The sequence below is a fragment of the Tenacibaculum amylolyticum genome (genome assembly GCF_964511145.1).
In the GTDB taxonomy this organism is placed as follows: Bacteria; Bacteroidota; Bacteroidia; order Flavobacteriales; family Flavobacteriaceae; genus Polaribacter; species Polaribacter amylolyticum.
On the sequence record NZ_CAZEFZ010000004.1, the window covers coordinates 126,622 to 143,907 of the forward strand.

The window sequence follows — 17,286 nt, forward strand, 5'->3', positions numbered from 1 at the left end:
TTTTAACAAAAAGTGATTGAATAAAAGATTAATTATTATAAATTAATTAAATGTTTAAAAATGTATAAGATTTACAATACAGAGGTGTTTAATTTTTCTAAAATATACTCAGGGCATCGAGTAGGACGCATGGTTTTTTGATTTAGAAAAGCCAAAGTAGTGTTACCAGTACAGATTAATTCATTATGCTGATTATGTATCTCGTATTCAAATTCAATTTTAACTGAAGGCCGCTTTTTAAGTATGGTAGTGATTGATAAATCGTCGTCGTAATAAGCAGACTTTTTAAAGTTACAATTCAGGGAAATAACTGGAAGTATTATTCCTGTTTTTTCCATATATTTGTACGTAACCCCTAGGGAACGTAGCCATTCTGTTCGACCAATTTCAAAATATTGCGCATAATTTCCGTGATACATTACCCCCATTTGGTCAGTTTCTGCGTATCGAACCCTTACAGTTGAATTGTGTTTTATTAACATTAAATTTTTTAGTGAATCTTACATAAAAAAAAAATAATAATCAATACCAATTTGATTTTTTTTTACTGAAATTTATTCACACTTTTGTTCGCCCGTAGGGAGGGGATATAAACATATATTTTTCACAATGTTGATTTTGTGGGATTAATTTTTTTCTGAAAAACTTAAATGAATAAATCTGCTGAATTAGTTTGGTTAAACTGTTTGTCTTTTATAAAAGACAATATTAAGCCTCAGGCGTATAAGACATGGTTTGAGCCTATTAAGCCTGTTAAGTTGTCTGGAGAGGCATTGACTGTTCAGGTTCCTAGTAAGTTTTTCTATGAGTGGTTGGAAGAGCATTACATAAAACTACTAAGGGTTGCTTTAATTAGGGAATTGGGTGAGCATGCAAAATTGATTTACGATGTTCGTATGGAAAATACATACAGTAGCAATAGTCCGCAAACTGTAAAAATTCCAAGTGCGAATAGAAATCCATTGAAACCGCAAAAGGTAACGGTTCCGTTAGAATCTAAACGTGAACTGAAGAATCCTTTTGTAATTCCTGGGTTGCAAAAAGTAAAAATAGAATCGCAATTAAATCCAAATTACAATTTTGAAAATTTTGTAGAAGGAGATTCTAATAGGCTAGCACGTTCTGCTAGTATGGCTGTTGCAAATAAACCAGGAGGAACTTCATTCAATCCATTGTTGATATATGGTGGAGTAGGATTAGGAAAAACACATTTAGCACATGCCATAGGTGTAGATATTAAAGATAAATACCCAGATAAAACAGTATTATACATTTCTTCTGAAAAATTTACACAACAATTTATAGATTCAGTAAAATCGAATACTAGAAATGATTTCATTCATTTTTACCAAATGATTGATGTGTTGATTATAGATGATGTACAGTTCCTGTCTGGTAAAGCTGGTACACAAGACGTATTCTTCCATATTTTTAACCATTTACATCAAAATGGAAAACAGGTTATCTTAACTTCAGATAAAGCACCTGTTGATATGCAAGATATTGAGCAACGTTTATTATCTCGTTTCAAATGGGGACTTTCAGCAGAATTGCAAAGTCCAGATTATGAAACAAGAATTTCGATACTTCAAAGAAAGTTATTTAGAGATGGTGTTGAAATGCCAGAAGATATAATAGAATATATCGCTAAAAATGTGAAGTCTAATGTACGTGAATTAGAGGGAGTAATTATATCTATGATTGCACAAGCTTCTTTTAATAGAAAAGAGTTTACGTTAGAGTTAGCAAGGCAGATTGTAGATAAGTTTGTTAAGAATACTAAGAAAGAAGTTTCTATAGATTATATTCAAAAGGTCGTTTCTAAGTATTTCGATATGGATGTAGCTACTTTACAATCTAAAACAAGAAAACGTCATGTAGTTCAAGCACGTCAGTTAGCGATGTATTTTGCAAAGCGTATGACTAAATCTTCTTTAGCTAGTATTGGAAACCAAATTGGTCAACGAGATCATGCTACAGTATTACATGCTTGTAAAACGGTAGATAATTTAACTGAAACTGATAAGCAGTTTAGAAAGTACGTTGATGACTTAACAAAGAAATTAACATTTTAAAAATATAACACTTTATGAAGATACTTATGGTATGTTTGGGGAATATATGTCGTTCACCACTAGCCGAAGGGATTTTAAAATCTAAAGTATCTTCTGAAGGAGTGTTAGTAGATTCTGCAGGAACTTCAGGTTTTCATGAAGGTGTATTACCAGACAAAAGATCGATAGCAATTGCTAGTATGAATAATATCGATATTACAGATCAACGTTCGAGAAAGTTTATAGTAAACGATTTTGATAATTTTGATCTGATTTATGCGATGGATGTTAGTAATTATAATAATATTCTTAAATTGTCGAGAAATGAAGCAGATGCAGCTAAAGTAAAAATGATTTTAAATGAATCGTATCCAAATCAAAATATAAGTGTCCCAGACCCTTATTACGGGGGAGATGATGGTTTTAAGAATGTTTTTAATATGTTAGATGAAGCCTGTGAAGTAATTGCTTCTAAAATCTAATTCTATTTATGTTAGGTAAATTATATTTAATCCCCACAACTCTAGGTGAAACTGAGCCTTTAGAGGTAATGCCAATTTCTGTAAAAAAAGTTATTGAAACCTTAGATTATTTTATTGTAGAAAATGAAAAATCTGCAAGAAGATTTATCAAAAGAATAACACCTAACAAACCACAACCGCAGTTACATTTTATGTTAATAGATAAATTTTCTCACGAATTAGAAACGAGAAACTATCTAGACGTGTGTCAAGAAGGGATTTCAGTTGGAATTTTATCTGAAGCAGGTGTTCCTGGTGTTGCAGATCCTGGTGCTACCATAGTAAAACAAGCGCATGAAAAAGGAATCCAAGTAATACCTCTTGTTGGGCCATCGTCTATTTTACTTGCTATGATGGCTTCTGGTATGAATGGACAAAATTTTGCTTTTAATGGCTATTTACCGATAGATAAGGCTGATAAAAAAAAGACAATAAAGGATTTAGAAAAACTCTCAAGAGATAAAAATCAATCTCAGATTTTTATAGAAACACCGTATAGGAATGGTAAAATGCTAGATGCATTAAGAGGAACGTTACATCCTAATACACGATTGTGTGTAGCTTGTGATATTTCTTTGCCAACAGAATATATACGAACATATACAATTAAGAAATGGAAATCAGAAAACCCTGATTTACATAAAAGGCCTGCAATTTTTATTATACAGGCCTAGTCAATTTGTTGTCAAAATGTCTTTGTTACAAAAACTTGTTGTAACTTTAAATATTATTACACAGTAGCTTTTTTATCTGCTTTTATGTAGGAAACATCATATCCAGAAAACTTCTTCATATAAGATTCGATAGAAGTTCCAAATGAGTCTTTAAATTGGAATTTACCATAAGAGCGTAAGAATTTTTTTACGTTTCCAGCTCCAGCTAAATGAGCAGCAGCTAAAATTCCTGATTCTGTAATGGTAATACCATTTATACGTTTTCCTACAAAACGGGAAATATCCCTTCTTAAAATCCATTTATTCACCTTACAAAGTGCAGTGAAAGCCCTCTCTTGTAACTCAGGGGTTTTCAGGAATTTTTGTGTATCATAAATCTTAAAACGACGTAATGTACCTTTTCCGAATTGGTATTTTCCTAAATAACCTAATGAGTTTACAACGGTGTATTTACCTTGTGATTCTTTAAAAGCCAAAGCTTCTTTAAATCCAATAAAATCTTTTTCTAAGATTAGTACGTCTTTAGAAGTAACGTAGTTTATTGGCGTAGTTTTATCTATTAATTTCCCCTTTTCTTTTGTAAAACTAGATAGTGTAATGAATATTAGTAATAACCCTAAATTTCTGATAATTAGAATACTTTCTGTTTAGCGGGCGCAAAGATACGGCAAAAATATGGATGGTTAACTATCGCTGAGTTTTGTATATTTTAAGGTTTTATCGCTTTGATAAAAAAACAATGATTATTTTAATGATCTCATAATGAGACGCTTTGTGTAATTGTTAAAAAATCTAAAAAGGAGTTAATAAAATGTGGATAATTTTTTGTTAAAATTATCTTCTAATCCCTTGATTATTAATCCATCTTTGGTATTTAGTAGCATTTCTATTGTGTTGTGCTAGAGTTTTAGCAAACTCATGAAAACCGATATTATCAACACTTGCACACATAAAATAATAGTTGTGTTTTGCTGGATTTAAAACAGCATCAATAGCAGAGATATCTGGCATACCAATAAGTGTAGGAGGGATTCCTACATGTTTATAGGTATTATAAGGTGAATTTTTAGTGTTTTCTATGTCTTTAAATAACACTCTTTTTACAATAAAATCTTGACCATTAATTTCTTTCAAAGCATAAATAATTGTTGGATCTGCTTCTAGAGGCCAGTTACTCTTATATCTATTTAAATATAAACCAGCTACTACAGGTCTCTCAGAAATTTGTGCTGTTTCTTTATGCACAATAGAAGCTAATCCAATTACTTGATCTTTCGTTAAACCAAGTTTACTAGCTTTCGCTAATCTATTTTTATTCCAGAACTTATTGTAATATTTCAACATAGTATTTCTGAAATTCTCTGGAGTAGTATTCCAATAAAATTCATACTGATTAGGAATATACATTCCTAAAACAGATTTTTCTGTAAAATTATTTTTAGAAAGAAAAGATGTGTCTTTAAAAGCATTTAAAAGAGAAATACTATCAGATTCTATTTGTTGAGCAACTCTGCCAGCTAACTTTTCTAAGGTATCTTGATTGTTAAAGGAGACTTTTATGGGAGTTTGGTTACCAGAACGAAATAGGTTGACCAAATCATTCATGCTCATCCCTTTTTTTAAAAGGTACATACCACCTTTAGGTTTTGTAAACTTTTTTTGCTTAGCTACCCATGTAAAATCATCTGAGTTTTCTACAAAATCTGCTAACTTTTCATTTAGGAAAGTCATAGAACTATTGGTAGGTATATATACTTTACTGTCTTTAATAACTGCAGGAGCAAAGATTTTGTTATAAAAATTATAGCCTACTAAACCACCTATTATTAGTAGTATAAATAGAATTCCTAAAATGATTTTACTTTTCATTGATTAATTGAAATAAAATTTCGTCTTTAAAATTACCTTTTGAGAATATCCAATCACGTTTAATACCAGCTTCAATAAAACGATGTTTTTTAAATAGTGCTAAACTCTTTTTATTATCACTAGTAATATTCGCAAACAATTGGTGTAAATGTAAGTCTAAAAAACTATAATTAACAACTATTTTTAGAGCTTCAGAAGCATAACCTTTTTTCTGATAGTTATTATGTATAACAATACCGATTCCTGCTCTTTTATGTTGAGGGTTAAAATCAAATATATCAATTAGTCCAACAGTGAGAAGAGAGTTTTTCTCTTCAATAACCAAACGTAATTGTTTGGCTTCGTAAATGTCTAAGTGGCAGTTTTCTATATATTGTTTTAGTAGAAACTTAGAAAAAGGAGTTTGTGTATGACTTACTTCCCAAAAATCTTGGTTATTTTCTATTCGAAATAAAAAATCAAGATCTTCTGGCTCTATAGCCCTAAGTTGTATGTGTGTTCCAGTAAGAGTATGCATTAAATCTCTATATTTCCTTCAAATACAAATGTAGCAGGACCAGTTAAGAAGATATTATGATATTTCTTGTCTTCTATATCAAAAGAAACAGATAAATCACCTCCTTGAACTTTCAAGTTGATATTGTTATTCTCTGTTTTACCGAGTGTGTGCATCGCAATGGCAGCGGCAGTTGCGCCTGTTCCGCATGCTAATGTTTCATTTTCAACACCACGCTCGTATGTGCGTAAACGAAAAGAATTATTATCGGTTTGTTCTACAAAGTTAACGTTACTGCCTTCTGGACCATAAATATCATTTCTAATTGCTTTCCCTTTGCTATATACGTCAAATACATCTATTTCTTGAACCAGTTCAACATGATGTGGAGATCCAGTATCAGCAAACACATAATTATCATGAATTTGCACACTATCTACGTCAATCATTTGCAAAGAAACAATACCGTTATCGTAAGTAGCGTGATGTAGCCCATCAATAGCATTAAAAGTAGCTTTTTCTTTTATAAGCCCAAGTTTATTAGCAAAAGCAACTATACATCGGCCACCATTTCCACACATAGTACTTTCATTGCCATCAGCATTGTAATAGACCATTCTAAAATCTGTATTATCATCATTTTCAAGTAAAATGAATCCATCTGCACCAATTCCAAAATTACGATCACATAATTGACGAATTGCCATATTATTTTCTTTTGGAAAGATTTTTGATCTATTATCGACTAAAATAAAGTCATTGCCTGTTCCTTGATATTTATAAAAAGCTAAATTCATACGAGCAAATATACATATTTAGTAAGGAATATGGGGTTGTTAAATGGCGGTTAAAGTCCGTTAAAGAGAAGTTAAACACATTGGCTTAAAATGTTAAAATTGTATATTTGAGTAACAAAAAATTTAATATAATGAGAAGAGTATTTGGAATATTGGGAATAGCTTTTTTAGGAGGAGTTTTTGCTTTAGGAGGATATAAATTATTTGTAGAAAGCCCCCAAATCATTGTAGAGAAATCGACAGAACCAGCTTTACAAACTGTAAAAGCGAATTATATACCAGCTGCAGTTAATAATACATCTGTACCAACAGATTTTACAGAAGCGGCAGAATTAACTGTTAATACAGTGGTACATGTTAAAAATACGGCATTAAAAGAAGTGTATAATCCTTTTGAACAGCTTTTTGGAAGAAATGGAAATAGAACACAAAAACAAGTAGGAACTGGTAGTGGAGTAATTATATCTTCTGATGGTTATATTGTAACGAATAACCATGTGATAGCAGGAGCTACAGAATTAGAAGTTACTTTAAATAATAGAAAAAAATATAAAGCAGAATTGATAGGAGCAGATAAAGATAATGATATTGCTTTATTAAAGATTGATACTGACTCTGAGTTACCATATATTGCTTTTGGAAATTCGGATAATGTAAAAATAGGAGAATGGGTTCTAGCAGTTGGAAATCCGTATAATTTAAACTCTACTGTAACTGCAGGTATTATTAGTGCAAAAGGAAGAGATTTACAAGGGAATTCTAACATAGAATCATTTATTCAGACTGATGCTGCAGTGAATCCAGGAAATAGTGGAGGAGCATTAGTAAATACTAGAGGAGAGTTAATTGGTATTAATACAGCAATTACTTCTAGAACAGGTTCTTTTATTGGATATTCGTTTGCTGTTCCATCTAATATCACTAAAAAAATTATAGATGACTTATTAGAATTTGGAGGAGTACAAGAAGCTTTAATTGGTTTTGCGCCTGATTTTGAAAATTCTGAAGAAATAGAAGGAGTAGTTATAGGTGAAGTATTTGAAGATAGTGGAGCATTCAAATCTGGATTAAAACAAGGAGATATCATTACAAAAGTAAATAATGTTAAAATCTCAAAATTCTCAGATTTAAAAGGACAGCTTACAGCTAAGCGTCCAGGAGAAAATGTAAGTTTAACTATTAGTAGAGATGGAGATATATTAGTAAAGAGTGTAGAGTTGACTAAGAGAATAACTTTACCAGTTAGTAAAGTATTGAATACAGAGTTTAAAAATTTAGATGATAACGATAAGAAAAAATTCAAGATATCTAAAGGAGCTAAAATTACAAGAACTAAAGATCCTGCCTTTTTAGAGGTTGGAGTTGGTGAAGGATATATTTTAACAAAAATTAATGGTAAAGAAGTAGAATCTGCTGAAGATGCGGTTAGAATGTTAGATGGAAATTACCAAAGAAGATATATCTTAGAAATGATTAGTCCAAGTGGACAAGTAGAAAGATTTAGGTATTAACTTAAAGTATTAAATAATTAGTTCTTGTAATGTAAAAAGAGCGACAAGACTAGTATTTAAAAAGTATAGAAAAAACTCAACATATTTTGTGTTGAGTTTTTTTGTTTTTAGAGTTACGAAATCGTTTGAAATAACTACTTTTGCAGCAAATTTTTTTAAATTTAGTTAACACAACTATGTCAACAATAACAAATTACGAAAAAGAAGTAGTAAATCAAGCACAAGTTAGAAGAGCTACCACTGAATTCATCAATATTGTAAATGATTTATGGTATGATAAATCAATTGAATTGGTGTTATTTAGAAATCCATTAGTAGATAAAAGAGCTAGTGAAGTTTTAAACTTAATAGATTACGCAGGAGCTTTTGTAGCGAAACCAATTTCAATTCAAGATGCTTTAGAAATAGCTAAAGCAATTCAGTCTATAGATTTACCCGCTTCAAAATTAGATATAGGTAAATTAGCATATGAATATCACTTAATAGATGATGCTAATTTAAATAAGGTAGATTTTGTTAAGAAACAATTAGCAGACGCTACTGAAGCAAATGGTATAGAGCCTAAAGATGTTGTTTTATACGGATTTGGACGTATTGGACGTTTACTAGCGAGAGAATTAAGTAGTAAAATGGGAAAAGGTTCTCAATTACGATTAAGAGCTATTGTAACTCGTGGTAAAATAGATCAAACTGTATTAGAGAAAAGAGCTTCATTATTAAATGTAGATTCTGTACATGGAGATTTCCTTGGAACAGTTCAAGTAGATGCAGAAAATAATGCGTTAATTATTAACGGTACTACAGTTCATATGATTTCTGCTAATGGACCTGAAGAGATAGATTATACTGAGTACGGTATAAACGATGCTTTAATTATCGATAATACAGGAGCTTTTAGAGATAAAGAAGCGTTAAGTCGTCATTTAACAGCTAAAGGAGCAAGTAAAGTATTATTAACAGCTCCAGGAAAAGGAGTTCCAAATATTGTTCACGGAGTAAATCATTTAGAAAATGACCCAGATACAATAGATATTTTTTCTGCAGCATCTTGTACAACAAATGCAATTACACCTGTTTTAAAGGTATTAGAAGATAACTACGGAATTAAGCAAGGGCATCTTGAAACAATTCATGCATATACTAATGATCAAAACTTAGTAGATAACATGCATAAAAAATATCGTAGAGGAAGAGCAGCAGCATTAAATATGGTAATTACAGAAACTGGGGCAGGAAAAGCAGTTTCTAAAGCATTACCAGCATTAGAAGGAAAATTAACTTCAAATGCTATTCGTGTACCTGTACCTAACGGGTCGTTAGCTATTTTAAACTTACAATTAAATTCAGAAACTACTGCTGAAGCTATTAATGCTATTATGAAACAATATGCGTTAGAAGGCGATTTAGTAGAACAAATTCAATATTCATTAAGCAATGAGTTAGTTTCTTCAGACATTGTAGGAACTACAGCACCATCAATTTTTGATAGCAAAGCTACAATAGCAGATGGAAATACGATTGTAATTTATATTTGGTATGACAATGAGTATGGATATTCTCACCAAGTTATACGTTTAGCAAAATACATAGCAAAAGTTCGTCGATATACTTATTATTAGTAGTTAACTACTATAGAAATTTTAAAAAGTCCAGAACTATCTATTCTGGACTTTTTTTTATGAAAAAATAGTACCTTGCATCTGCAATTTTTTAAGTTATCAACCATGAAATCATTTCTTACATTTTTTACTTTTTTATGTATGTTACAACAAATAAACTCTCAAGAACTTCCATATTATGAAATTCCAGAAGCTCCAGCAAATTATACAGCAGGTACTGTTGCTGGTAGAATGATAGACGGATTAGGTTTTCGTTACTATTGGGCAACAGAAGGATTAACAGAAAAAGATTTAGCTTATAAACCAGGAGAAAAAACAAGAAGTATTTTAGATACAGCAGATCATATCTTAGTATTATCTATTATGACATTAAGTGCTTTAGAAAAAACAGATATGGTATTTCCAAAACAAGGTTCTTTATCTTTTAAAGAAATGAGAAAAATGACATTAGAAAATTTTAAAAAGTCAAGCGATATTTTAAAAAAATCTAAAGATTTATCTGAATACGTAATGAAGATTAAAAGAGGTAACGGAGAAGTAGCAGAATATCCTTTTTGGAATCAATTAAATGGGCCTATAGCAGACGCTATTTGGCATGTTGGACAAATTGTATCTTTTCGTCGTTCAGCAGGTAACCCACTACCAAAAGGAGTTAGTTTATTAACAGGGAAAGTTAGAAAATAAATGAATATTAAAGAAAAAATAGCATCTCTAAGAGAAGAACTCAATCAACATAATTATAATTATTATGTATTAGATAATGCAACTATTTCTGATTATGAGTTTGATATTAAATTAAAAAAATTAGAGAAGCTAGAAGAAGAAAACCCAGAGTTTAACGATCCAAACTCTCCAACGCAACGCGTAGGTGGGCAGATTACGAAAAACTTTGAAACAATTACACATAAAAATAGAATGTATTCTTTAGATAACTCATATTCTAAAGAAGACTTACTAGACTGGGAAAAACGTATTCAAAAAATTCTTGGAACAGATGAAATAGAATATACCTGTGAATTAAAATATGATGGCGCTTCTATTAATTTAACTTATGAAAACGGAGAGTTTCTAAGAGCTGTAACACGTGGAGATGGTGTACAAGGAGATGAAGTAACTACTAATATTAGAACAATAAAGTCAATACCATTAGTAATAAAAGAGGATTTTGTTTCTAATTTTGAAATGAGAGGAGAAATCATATTGCCGTTAGATGGTTTTAATAAAATGAATGAAGAACGTGTTGCAAATGGCGAAGAACCTTATAGAAACCCTAGAAATACAGCTAGTGGTAGTTTAAAATTACAAGACAGTGCAGAAGTTGCGAAAAGACCACTAGATTGTTTATTATATCAAGTAGTAACAGAAGAAAGAAAATACGATACACATTATGGAAGTTTAGAAGCAGCGAGAAAAGCTGGTTTTAAAGTGCCAGATACTATTGCTTTAGCACCTTCTATAGCAAAAGTATTAGAGTTTGTTAACTATTGGGATGAAAAACGCCACGATTTGCCTTATGAAACAGATGGAGTGGTAATTAAAGTAAACTCATTACAACAACAAGAAGAATTAGGATATACTTCTAAATTTCCAAGGTGGGCTATCGCTTACAAGTTCAAAGCAGAACAAGTAACCACGGTTTTAAATGAAATTACATATCAAGTTGGAAGAACAGGAGCAATTACACCAGTAGCAAATCTAGAACCAGTTCACTTAGCAGGAACAATTGTAAAACGAGCGTCATTGCATAATGCAGATCAAATAGAGAAGATTGATGTGCGTGTTGGAGATACTGTTTATGTAGAAAAAGGAGGTGAAATTATTCCAAAAATTATAGCAGTAGATTTAACGAAACGTTCTGCCGATTCTCAACCAACCCAATACGCTACGCATTGCCCAGAGTGTGGCACAGAATTGATACGTAAAGAGGGAGATGCAAAGCATTATTGTCCGAATGAATTTGGATGTGCTCCTCAAATTACAGGAAAAATTCAGCATTTTATCAGTAGAAAAGCAATGGATATTGATGGATTAGGTGCTGAAACAGTAGATTTACTATATAAAGAAGGATTGATTAAAAACTATGCTGATTTATATGAATTAAAGGTTGAGCAAATTGTTCCTTTAGAAAGAATGGCAGAAAAGTCTGCACAGAATATGATTGAAGGAATAGAGAAATCGAAAGAAATACCGTTTGAAAAAGTATTATTTGCACTTGGTATTCGATTTGTGGGAGAAACTGTTGCTAAAAAATTAGCAAAACATTTTAAATCAATAGATAATTTATTAGCTGCAGATTTTGAAACTTTGGTAGGAGTAGATGAAATAGGAGATAAGATCGCAGAAAGTGTAATTAGTTTTGCAAAAGATCCTAAAAGCCTTGCACTGGTAGATCGATTGAAACAATATGGAGTACAATTAGAAATATCTCAAGAAGCTCAGGAAAATCAATCAGATAAATTACAAGGTAAAATATTTGTGGTTTCAGGGGTTTTTCATCAAGTAAGTAGAAATGAGTTAAAGAAACTCATAGAAGATAATGGAGGAAAAGTAAGTAGTTCAATTTCTAAAAAAACAAATTTTATTGTTGCAGGAGATAATATGGGACCAAGTAAATTAACTAAAGCGCAAGATTTAGGTGTTCCTATTATTTCTGAAGAAGAATTTATAACAATGATTAGCTAAATAGATTATTGAAATTTAATATTAAAATAGCATTAACAATAAGTTTTGTAGCTGCATGTATTTTGTATTTATACATGCTAGCTACAGTAACAAATGATATTGTTTTAAGGAATGCATTTAAACCTGTTCCTATTTTAATACTTTTAATGCTGTATAGTTTTGAAAGTAAAAAAATAGATCCTTTAGTAATTAGCATGTTTGCTACTATGGTAATAGCAGATATTATTAATAATACGATTAATATGTTCCATATTGCTATTTTGATCTATGGAATAGCCAATTTATTTTTAATAAAGATAATAGCAAACCTCCTTAAAAAGGATGCGAAAAAACAGATTTTAAAGTATTTTTTATTAGCTATTATGTTGTTTATAATAGTCTTTGTTTTTGTAGTTCAAAATAAAGGAAAATCGTTTTACCCAATCATCTTCTATGGTTTAACAATGAGCTTAGCGTTTGCTATTTCATTGTCTAATTACTTACATAATATGAATGTAGCAAATGAGGTATTATTAATCGCTATGGGAATTAGAGTTATATCAGATTCTATTTATGCTGTAGTTATTTTTAATGTCTCTAATGTGTATTTTGATGTAGCTTCATTAAGTATTTACATGCTATCTTGTTATGTTTTTTATAGAGGATTTATACTAAAAGATAAAATAATAAATTAATGAAAAATATCCCTCAAAGAATCACAATTATAGCATTACTGTTTTTATTAGTTTCAATGCTAGAAGTATATGGAACAATAATGAATAATAAGTTACTAGAATTTATATTTAAACCTTTAATTACGGTTGTACTAGCAATTCTATATCTTGTTTCTGTTAAAAAGAGAAGCTTTTGGTTTGTCTCAGCCTTATTCTTTTCGTTTTGGGGAGATGTGCTATTACTATTCCCGAAAAAGTTTTTTATTGGAGGATTGGTTTCTTTTCTTATAACACATATCATTTATATAAAAATAATTAGAGGCTTCTTCACAACTGTAAAAACGAAAACTGTTATTTATGCAGCAATTCCATTTGTAGTGTATTTTTCTTTAATCGTAATGTTAATCAAAGAAAATTTAGGAGAGTTATTTGTGCCAGTTATTGTGTATGGAATTGCGATTTCTACTTTTGGAACAGTGGCTTTATTAAATTATATAAAAAATAAAGCAACCGAAAATTCATGGTTGCTTATTGGTGCTTTGTTATTTATCCTTTCAGATAGCATTATAGCGATTAAAGAGTTTTATTTCAGTGCTTCTATTTTACAGGTATTAATAATGATAACATATATAGTGTCACAATACCTAATTTGTAAAGCAGTTATTATAAAACATAATCATTAAACAGCTTTTAATTAGTTATAAAAAAGGAATGTCTTTTCTATTTAAGTAAAGTAAGCCAATACCAGAAAGTAAGGTAATAATTGCCATAATAAATAATGCGCCACCATCATTATTATGCTGAATACCAATAATAGTTAAATGAGACATAATAGCTCCTCCCATTAAACCAATAGTTAAAAATGCACCTAACCATGTTTTTCTAGGAACAAAAAGTAAAATTGAAGCAATTAACTCTAAGATTCCAGTACCAATTCTCATGAATTTTTCATGTTCTCCTGCAATTTTAGTAAAAAGCTCAACACTTTCAGGAGCTCCTGAAAATTTAAAAAATAATGTTTGTAGCATGATAATTGCAGCAATAAGTTTGAGTAATAAAGGTATATGTTTCGTCATAAATTTTATTATTTATTACTTACGTAGACGAATAAAAAAGGTGATCTTTTCAAATTAAAACTAAAAAAGTTAAAACTTTATGAAAAAAAACTACATTCTGTTAATGTTTATAATAAGTCTGTTTGGATGTAAAGAGCAGAAAAATAAAGGCTTAGTAGTTGAGTTTAAAGATGAATTTGTATTACAAGATTCTTTAGCATATAAAAATACTATAGTAGGTGGTTTGTCTGGAATAGATTATGATGGTACGAATTTTTACTTTGTAATAGATGATTCACAAAATCCTAGAATTTTAAAGTCAGTAATAACTTTTAATGAAGATACAATTCAGAAGATAGATTTTGTAGATTTAATAGAGTTAAAAGATTCTTCAGAGTTTTATAAAGAGCAAGCCTTAGATTTAGAATCGTTAGTGTTTAATGCAAAAGAAAAAGAATTTCACTTGGTTTCAGAAGGAAGTATTAAAAAAGGAAAAGAACCTTCTGTTTTTGCAATAAATGAAGGAGGGGAGTTTATAAGTTCTTTTGAAATACCAGAATATTTTAAATCAGCTTCTAGGCATAATGCCAGTTTCGAAGGGTCTTGTAGAAGCATAGATAATACAGGAATGTGGGTTGCAATGGAAGGAGTTTTAAAAGTTGATGGTGAAGAACCAAGTTTAACTGAAACATTGTCTCCTGTAAGAATTACGCTTTTTAATGATGGTGAAAAGAAAGCAACCAAGCAATATGTCTATATGCTAGACAAAGTAGAAAAACCTAAAAAAGGAACGATCAATTTAAATGGGTTAACCGCTATTTTAGAATACAAGAAGAATACATTTTTGGTGGTAGAAAGAGCTTATCAAAGTGGATATGGAAGCTATGGGAATACTGTAAAATTATATAAAGCAACGGTAGAAGATAAAACGACAAATACATTAGCTTTTGAAACTTTATCAAATAGAACTTATATACCTTTAAAGAAAGAACTGTTATTGAATTTCAATACAATTAAACCAAATCTAACTAAAGGAATTATAGATAATATTGAAGGAATAACATTGGGACCTAAATTATCTAATGGAAATAGTTCGTTAATTTTAATATCAGATGATAATTTTCAGCTATATGATACGCAAATAAATCAGTTCATAGTTCTAGAAATCAAAGAAAAAAATTAAACAACCATTATAAAATTTGTATATTCTCTATATAAACACAGAAACATTTTAAATAAAGCATTAATTTTACAGGAAAATTAAGAATTTAAATGCAAAAATTTATAGGTACAGGGGTTGCATTGGTTACACCCTTTTTTGAAGATGGGAGTGTAGATTTTGATGGTTTAGAACGATTAGTAAATTATCAAATAGAAAACGGAATTAACTATTTAGTTGTGTTAGGGACTACGGGAGAACCAGCTACGTTAACAACTGAAGAAAAAGAAGCTGTAAAAGCCAAGATTATAGAAGTAAATAAAGGCCGTTTGCCTTTAGTATTAGGAATTGGAGGGAATAATACTGCTGCTGTAGTTAACGAACTTAAAAATACAGATTTAACAGAGTTTGATGGTGTGTTATCGGTTTCTCCTTATTATAACAAACCTACGCAAGAAGGAATTTATCAACACTTTAAAGCGGTAGCAGAAGCAACAGAAAAACCTATAATTTTATATAATGTACCAGGAAGAACAGCTTCAAATATGTCGCCTGAAGTAATAGCAAGGTTAGCAAACGATTTTGAGAATGTTATCGCAGTAAAAGAGGCTAAAGGAGATATGGTACAAGCAATGAAAATTATACAAAAAGTACCTAAAGATTTCTTAGTAATATCTGGAGATGATATGATTGCGTTACCAATGGTATTAGCTGGTGGAGCAGGAGTTATTAGTGTAATTGGAGAAGGATTGCCGAAAGAATTTTCTCGTATGATTCAATTAGGGTTAGAAAGTAAAGCAAAAGAAGCTTACGAATTACATTATAAAGTAGCAGATAGTATTGATATGATTTTTGCTGAAGGAAATCCAGCAGGAATTAAAAGCATGCTTCAAAAAGTAGGAATATGTTCAGATGAAGTGAGACTTCCTTTGGTAAAAGCATCAGAAGAATTACAAACAGAAATATCAGACTTTATAGATAGATTATAAAGTATTATAATAGTATTTTTCATAAAAAGCTAAACTAGAGCATGTCCAATGTTTTTAGTTTAGCTTTTCTTGTTTAACATAGATCAATACTACCATTTATTGTAGACTATTCACTGACGTTTTTAAGCATTTTATTGAAATTTTATAATTGATAACAATAAAAGTTAACTCAAGGTGTTTTTTAATGTTACGGATTTAAAAAATTAAAAGTAACTGTAAAAACATAAGTCCCTAAAAAGTTTATCAAATATTATAAAACAATGAGAGTCAAATTAATTACGTTTATTGCACTAATAGCATTAAACTTCCCTTACGTTATTCATAGTCAAACGAAAGCTTACTATAATACATCCACAACTACAGAGAATAACGAATCAAGATGGATGACAAATTTAGATGATGCAACTAGATTAACAGAAATGTCAATTCCAGGAACACACGATACAGCTTCCTTATATGGAGGCGATTTAGCGGAAACGCAATCAATGAGTATTCCAGAACAATTAAAAGCAGGTATTCGCTTTTTGGATATTCGCTGCAGAGTAATCAATAATGCATTAACGATTCATCATGGTCGATTCTACCAGCACATCACATTTGCTGGAGTACTTCAACATGTAAGTAATTTCTTAAAAGCAAACCCAGGAGAAACAGTTTTAATGAGAGTAAAACAAGAATATTCTTCTGCATCAAATGCAGAGTTTATTAGGATTTACAATAACTACGTTAAAAATTTAAGAGAAGAAAACCGCATATATGAAAAGCCTAACCCAAAAGCTACTTTAGGAGAATTACGCGGAAAAATAACAATTATAGAACAGGTTCATGGTTTACCTGGAATTTATTGGAATTCATTAAAAATACAAGATGATTATTCAGTTCCAACGCTTTTCCATATTCCAAGTAAATACAGAAAAGTACTAAGTCATATAGATGTCTCTAGTAAAGATTTAAATAATATTTACTTAAATTTTGCTAGTGGTGTAGGCGCTTTTGCGTATCCTTATTCTGTTGCATATCGTGTGAATAGAGTAGTATATGAAAGAATTTCTAATGAATTGAATCAAGCAAGGGAAACTGGTGAAAAACCAATAAAAGTAGGAATCATTGCTATGGATTACCCAGGTGATGAGCTAATTAAAAATATCATAAAGCTAAATCAGTCGAATTAATTAGAAAGAAACGATTCAAAGAACACTTTTAATAT

18 protein-coding genes are annotated in these 17,286 nt (G+C 30.4%); 12 read left to right on the forward strand and 6 right to left on the reverse strand.

The window, feature by feature from the left end:
• Nucleotides 1–71: 71 nt before the first annotated feature.
• Nucleotides 72–482 (reverse strand): acyl-CoA thioesterase, encoded by a 411-nt coding sequence (locus tag ACKTTC_RS02045; RefSeq protein WP_408037813.1) that lies wholly within the window; start codon nucleotides 480–482, stop codon nucleotides 72–74.
• A gap of 168 nt (nucleotides 483–650) precedes the next feature.
• On the opposite strand from ACKTTC_RS02045, the gene dnaA reads away from it, so the two are divergent.
• Genes dnaA through ACKTTC_RS02060 form a run of 3 tightly spaced genes read left to right on the forward strand, consistent with a single transcriptional unit; the run spans nucleotide 651 to nucleotide 3,249 of the window.
• A complete protein-coding gene (gene dnaA / locus ACKTTC_RS02050) occupies nucleotides 651–2,075 on the forward strand; it encodes a chromosomal replication initiator protein DnaA (protein ID WP_408037815.1) in 1,425 nt (474 codons plus the stop codon).
• 14 nt (nucleotides 2,076–2,089) lie between these two features.
• Nucleotides 2,090–2,536, forward strand: a complete 447-nt coding sequence (locus tag ACKTTC_RS02055) for a low molecular weight protein-tyrosine-phosphatase (RefSeq protein WP_408037817.1) — start codon at nucleotides 2,090–2,092, stop codon at nucleotides 2,534–2,536.
• Nucleotides 2,537–2,544: 8 nt separating this feature from the next.
• A complete protein-coding gene (locus ACKTTC_RS02060; RefSeq protein ID WP_408037819.1) occupies nucleotides 2,545–3,249 on the forward strand; it encodes an SAM-dependent methyltransferase in 705 nt (234 codons plus the stop codon).
• 56 nt (nucleotides 3,250–3,305) lie between these two features.
• Here the strand turns inward: ACKTTC_RS02060 and ACKTTC_RS02065 are convergent, their stop codons facing one another.
• From ACKTTC_RS02065 to dapF, 4 genes are all read right to left on the reverse strand, one after another.
• A complete protein-coding gene (locus ACKTTC_RS02065; RefSeq protein WP_408038162.1) occupies nucleotides 3,306–3,887 on the reverse strand; it encodes a peptidoglycan-binding protein LysM in 582 nt (193 codons plus the stop codon).
• A gap of 196 nt (nucleotides 3,888–4,083) precedes the next feature.
• Nucleotides 4,084–5,118 carry an endolytic transglycosylase MltG gene (mltG, locus tag ACKTTC_RS02070; protein ID WP_408037821.1) on the reverse strand — a complete coding sequence of 345 codons (1,035 nt, stop codon included), beginning with the start codon at nucleotides 5,116–5,118 and terminating at the stop codon, nucleotides 4,084–4,086.
• On the reverse strand, nucleotides 5,108–5,635 hold the full coding sequence (locus ACKTTC_RS02075) for a GNAT family N-acetyltransferase (RefSeq protein WP_408037823.1): 528 nt from the start codon (nucleotides 5,633–5,635) through the stop codon (nucleotides 5,108–5,110). The genes mltG and ACKTTC_RS02075 overlap by 11 nt, the downstream gene beginning before the upstream one ends.
• Nucleotides 5,635–6,411 (reverse strand): diaminopimelate epimerase, encoded by a 777-nt coding sequence (gene dapF / locus ACKTTC_RS02080; protein WP_408037825.1) that lies wholly within the window; start codon nucleotides 6,409–6,411, stop codon nucleotides 5,635–5,637. The genes ACKTTC_RS02075 and dapF overlap by 1 nt, the downstream gene beginning before the upstream one ends.
• Nucleotides 6,412–6,542: 131 nt before the next feature.
• Here dapF and ACKTTC_RS02085 point away from each other — a divergent pair, with 131 nt between their 5' ends.
• The 6 genes from ACKTTC_RS02085 (at nucleotide 6,543) to ACKTTC_RS02110 (ending at nucleotide 13,559) form a co-directional block, all read left to right on the forward strand.
• A complete protein-coding gene (locus ACKTTC_RS02085; RefSeq protein WP_408037827.1) occupies nucleotides 6,543–7,922 on the forward strand; it encodes a trypsin-like peptidase domain-containing protein in 1,380 nt (459 codons plus the stop codon).
• A 176-nt stretch (nucleotides 7,923–8,098) separates the two neighbouring features.
• Complete coding sequence (locus tag ACKTTC_RS02090) at nucleotides 8,099–9,541, forward strand: glyceraldehyde-3-phosphate dehydrogenase (RefSeq protein WP_408037829.1); 1,443 nt, start codon at nucleotides 8,099–8,101, stop codon at nucleotides 9,539–9,541.
• Between the two features lie 141 nt (nucleotides 9,542–9,682).
• Complete coding sequence (locus ACKTTC_RS02095; protein ID WP_408037831.1) at nucleotides 9,683–10,225, forward strand: DinB family protein; 543 nt, start codon at nucleotides 9,683–9,685, stop codon at nucleotides 10,223–10,225.
• Entirely contained in the window at nucleotides 10,226–12,223 is a 1,998-nt protein-coding gene (ligA, locus tag ACKTTC_RS02100) for an NAD-dependent DNA ligase LigA (RefSeq protein WP_408037832.1), read from the forward strand.
• 8 nt (nucleotides 12,224–12,231) lie between these two features.
• The gene (locus ACKTTC_RS02105) at nucleotides 12,232–12,897 is read left to right on the forward strand and encodes a lysoplasmalogenase family protein (RefSeq protein ID WP_408037833.1); all 666 of its coding nucleotides are present in this window, start codon (nucleotides 12,232–12,234) and stop codon (nucleotides 12,895–12,897) included.
• Nucleotides 12,897–13,559, forward strand: a complete 663-nt coding sequence (locus ACKTTC_RS02110; protein WP_408037835.1) for a lysoplasmalogenase — start codon at nucleotides 12,897–12,899, stop codon at nucleotides 13,557–13,559. Before ACKTTC_RS02105 ends, ACKTTC_RS02110 begins: the two co-directional genes overlap by 1 nt.
• Before the next feature lie 15 nt (nucleotides 13,560–13,574).
• Here ACKTTC_RS02110 and ACKTTC_RS02115 read toward each other — a convergent pair whose 3' ends face one another.
• Nucleotides 13,575–13,952: a DoxX family protein gene (locus ACKTTC_RS02115; protein ID WP_408037836.1), complete on the reverse strand. Its 378-nt coding sequence runs from the start codon at nucleotides 13,950–13,952 to the stop codon at nucleotides 13,575–13,577.
• A 79-nt stretch (nucleotides 13,953–14,031) separates the two neighbouring features.
• On the opposite strand from ACKTTC_RS02115, the gene ACKTTC_RS02120 reads away from it, so the two are divergent.
• The 3 genes from ACKTTC_RS02120 (at nucleotide 14,032) to ACKTTC_RS02130 (ending at nucleotide 17,251) form a co-directional block, all read left to right on the forward strand.
• On the forward strand, nucleotides 14,032–15,114 hold the full coding sequence (locus ACKTTC_RS02120; protein WP_408037837.1) for an esterase-like activity of phytase family protein: 1,083 nt from the start codon (nucleotides 14,032–14,034) through the stop codon (nucleotides 15,112–15,114).
• Nucleotides 15,115–15,203: 89 nt separating this feature from the next.
• Nucleotides 15,204–16,079 carry a 4-hydroxy-tetrahydrodipicolinate synthase gene (dapA, locus tag ACKTTC_RS02125; RefSeq protein ID WP_408037839.1) on the forward strand — a complete coding sequence of 292 codons (876 nt, stop codon included), beginning with the start codon at nucleotides 15,204–15,206 and terminating at the stop codon, nucleotides 16,077–16,079.
• A gap of 260 nt (nucleotides 16,080–16,339) precedes the next feature.
• The gene (locus tag ACKTTC_RS02130; RefSeq protein ID WP_408037841.1) at nucleotides 16,340–17,251 is read left to right on the forward strand and encodes a phosphatidylinositol-specific phospholipase C; all 912 of its coding nucleotides are present in this window, start codon (nucleotides 16,340–16,342) and stop codon (nucleotides 17,249–17,251) included.
• The last annotated feature ends 35 nt before the right edge of the window (nucleotides 17,252–17,286 follow it).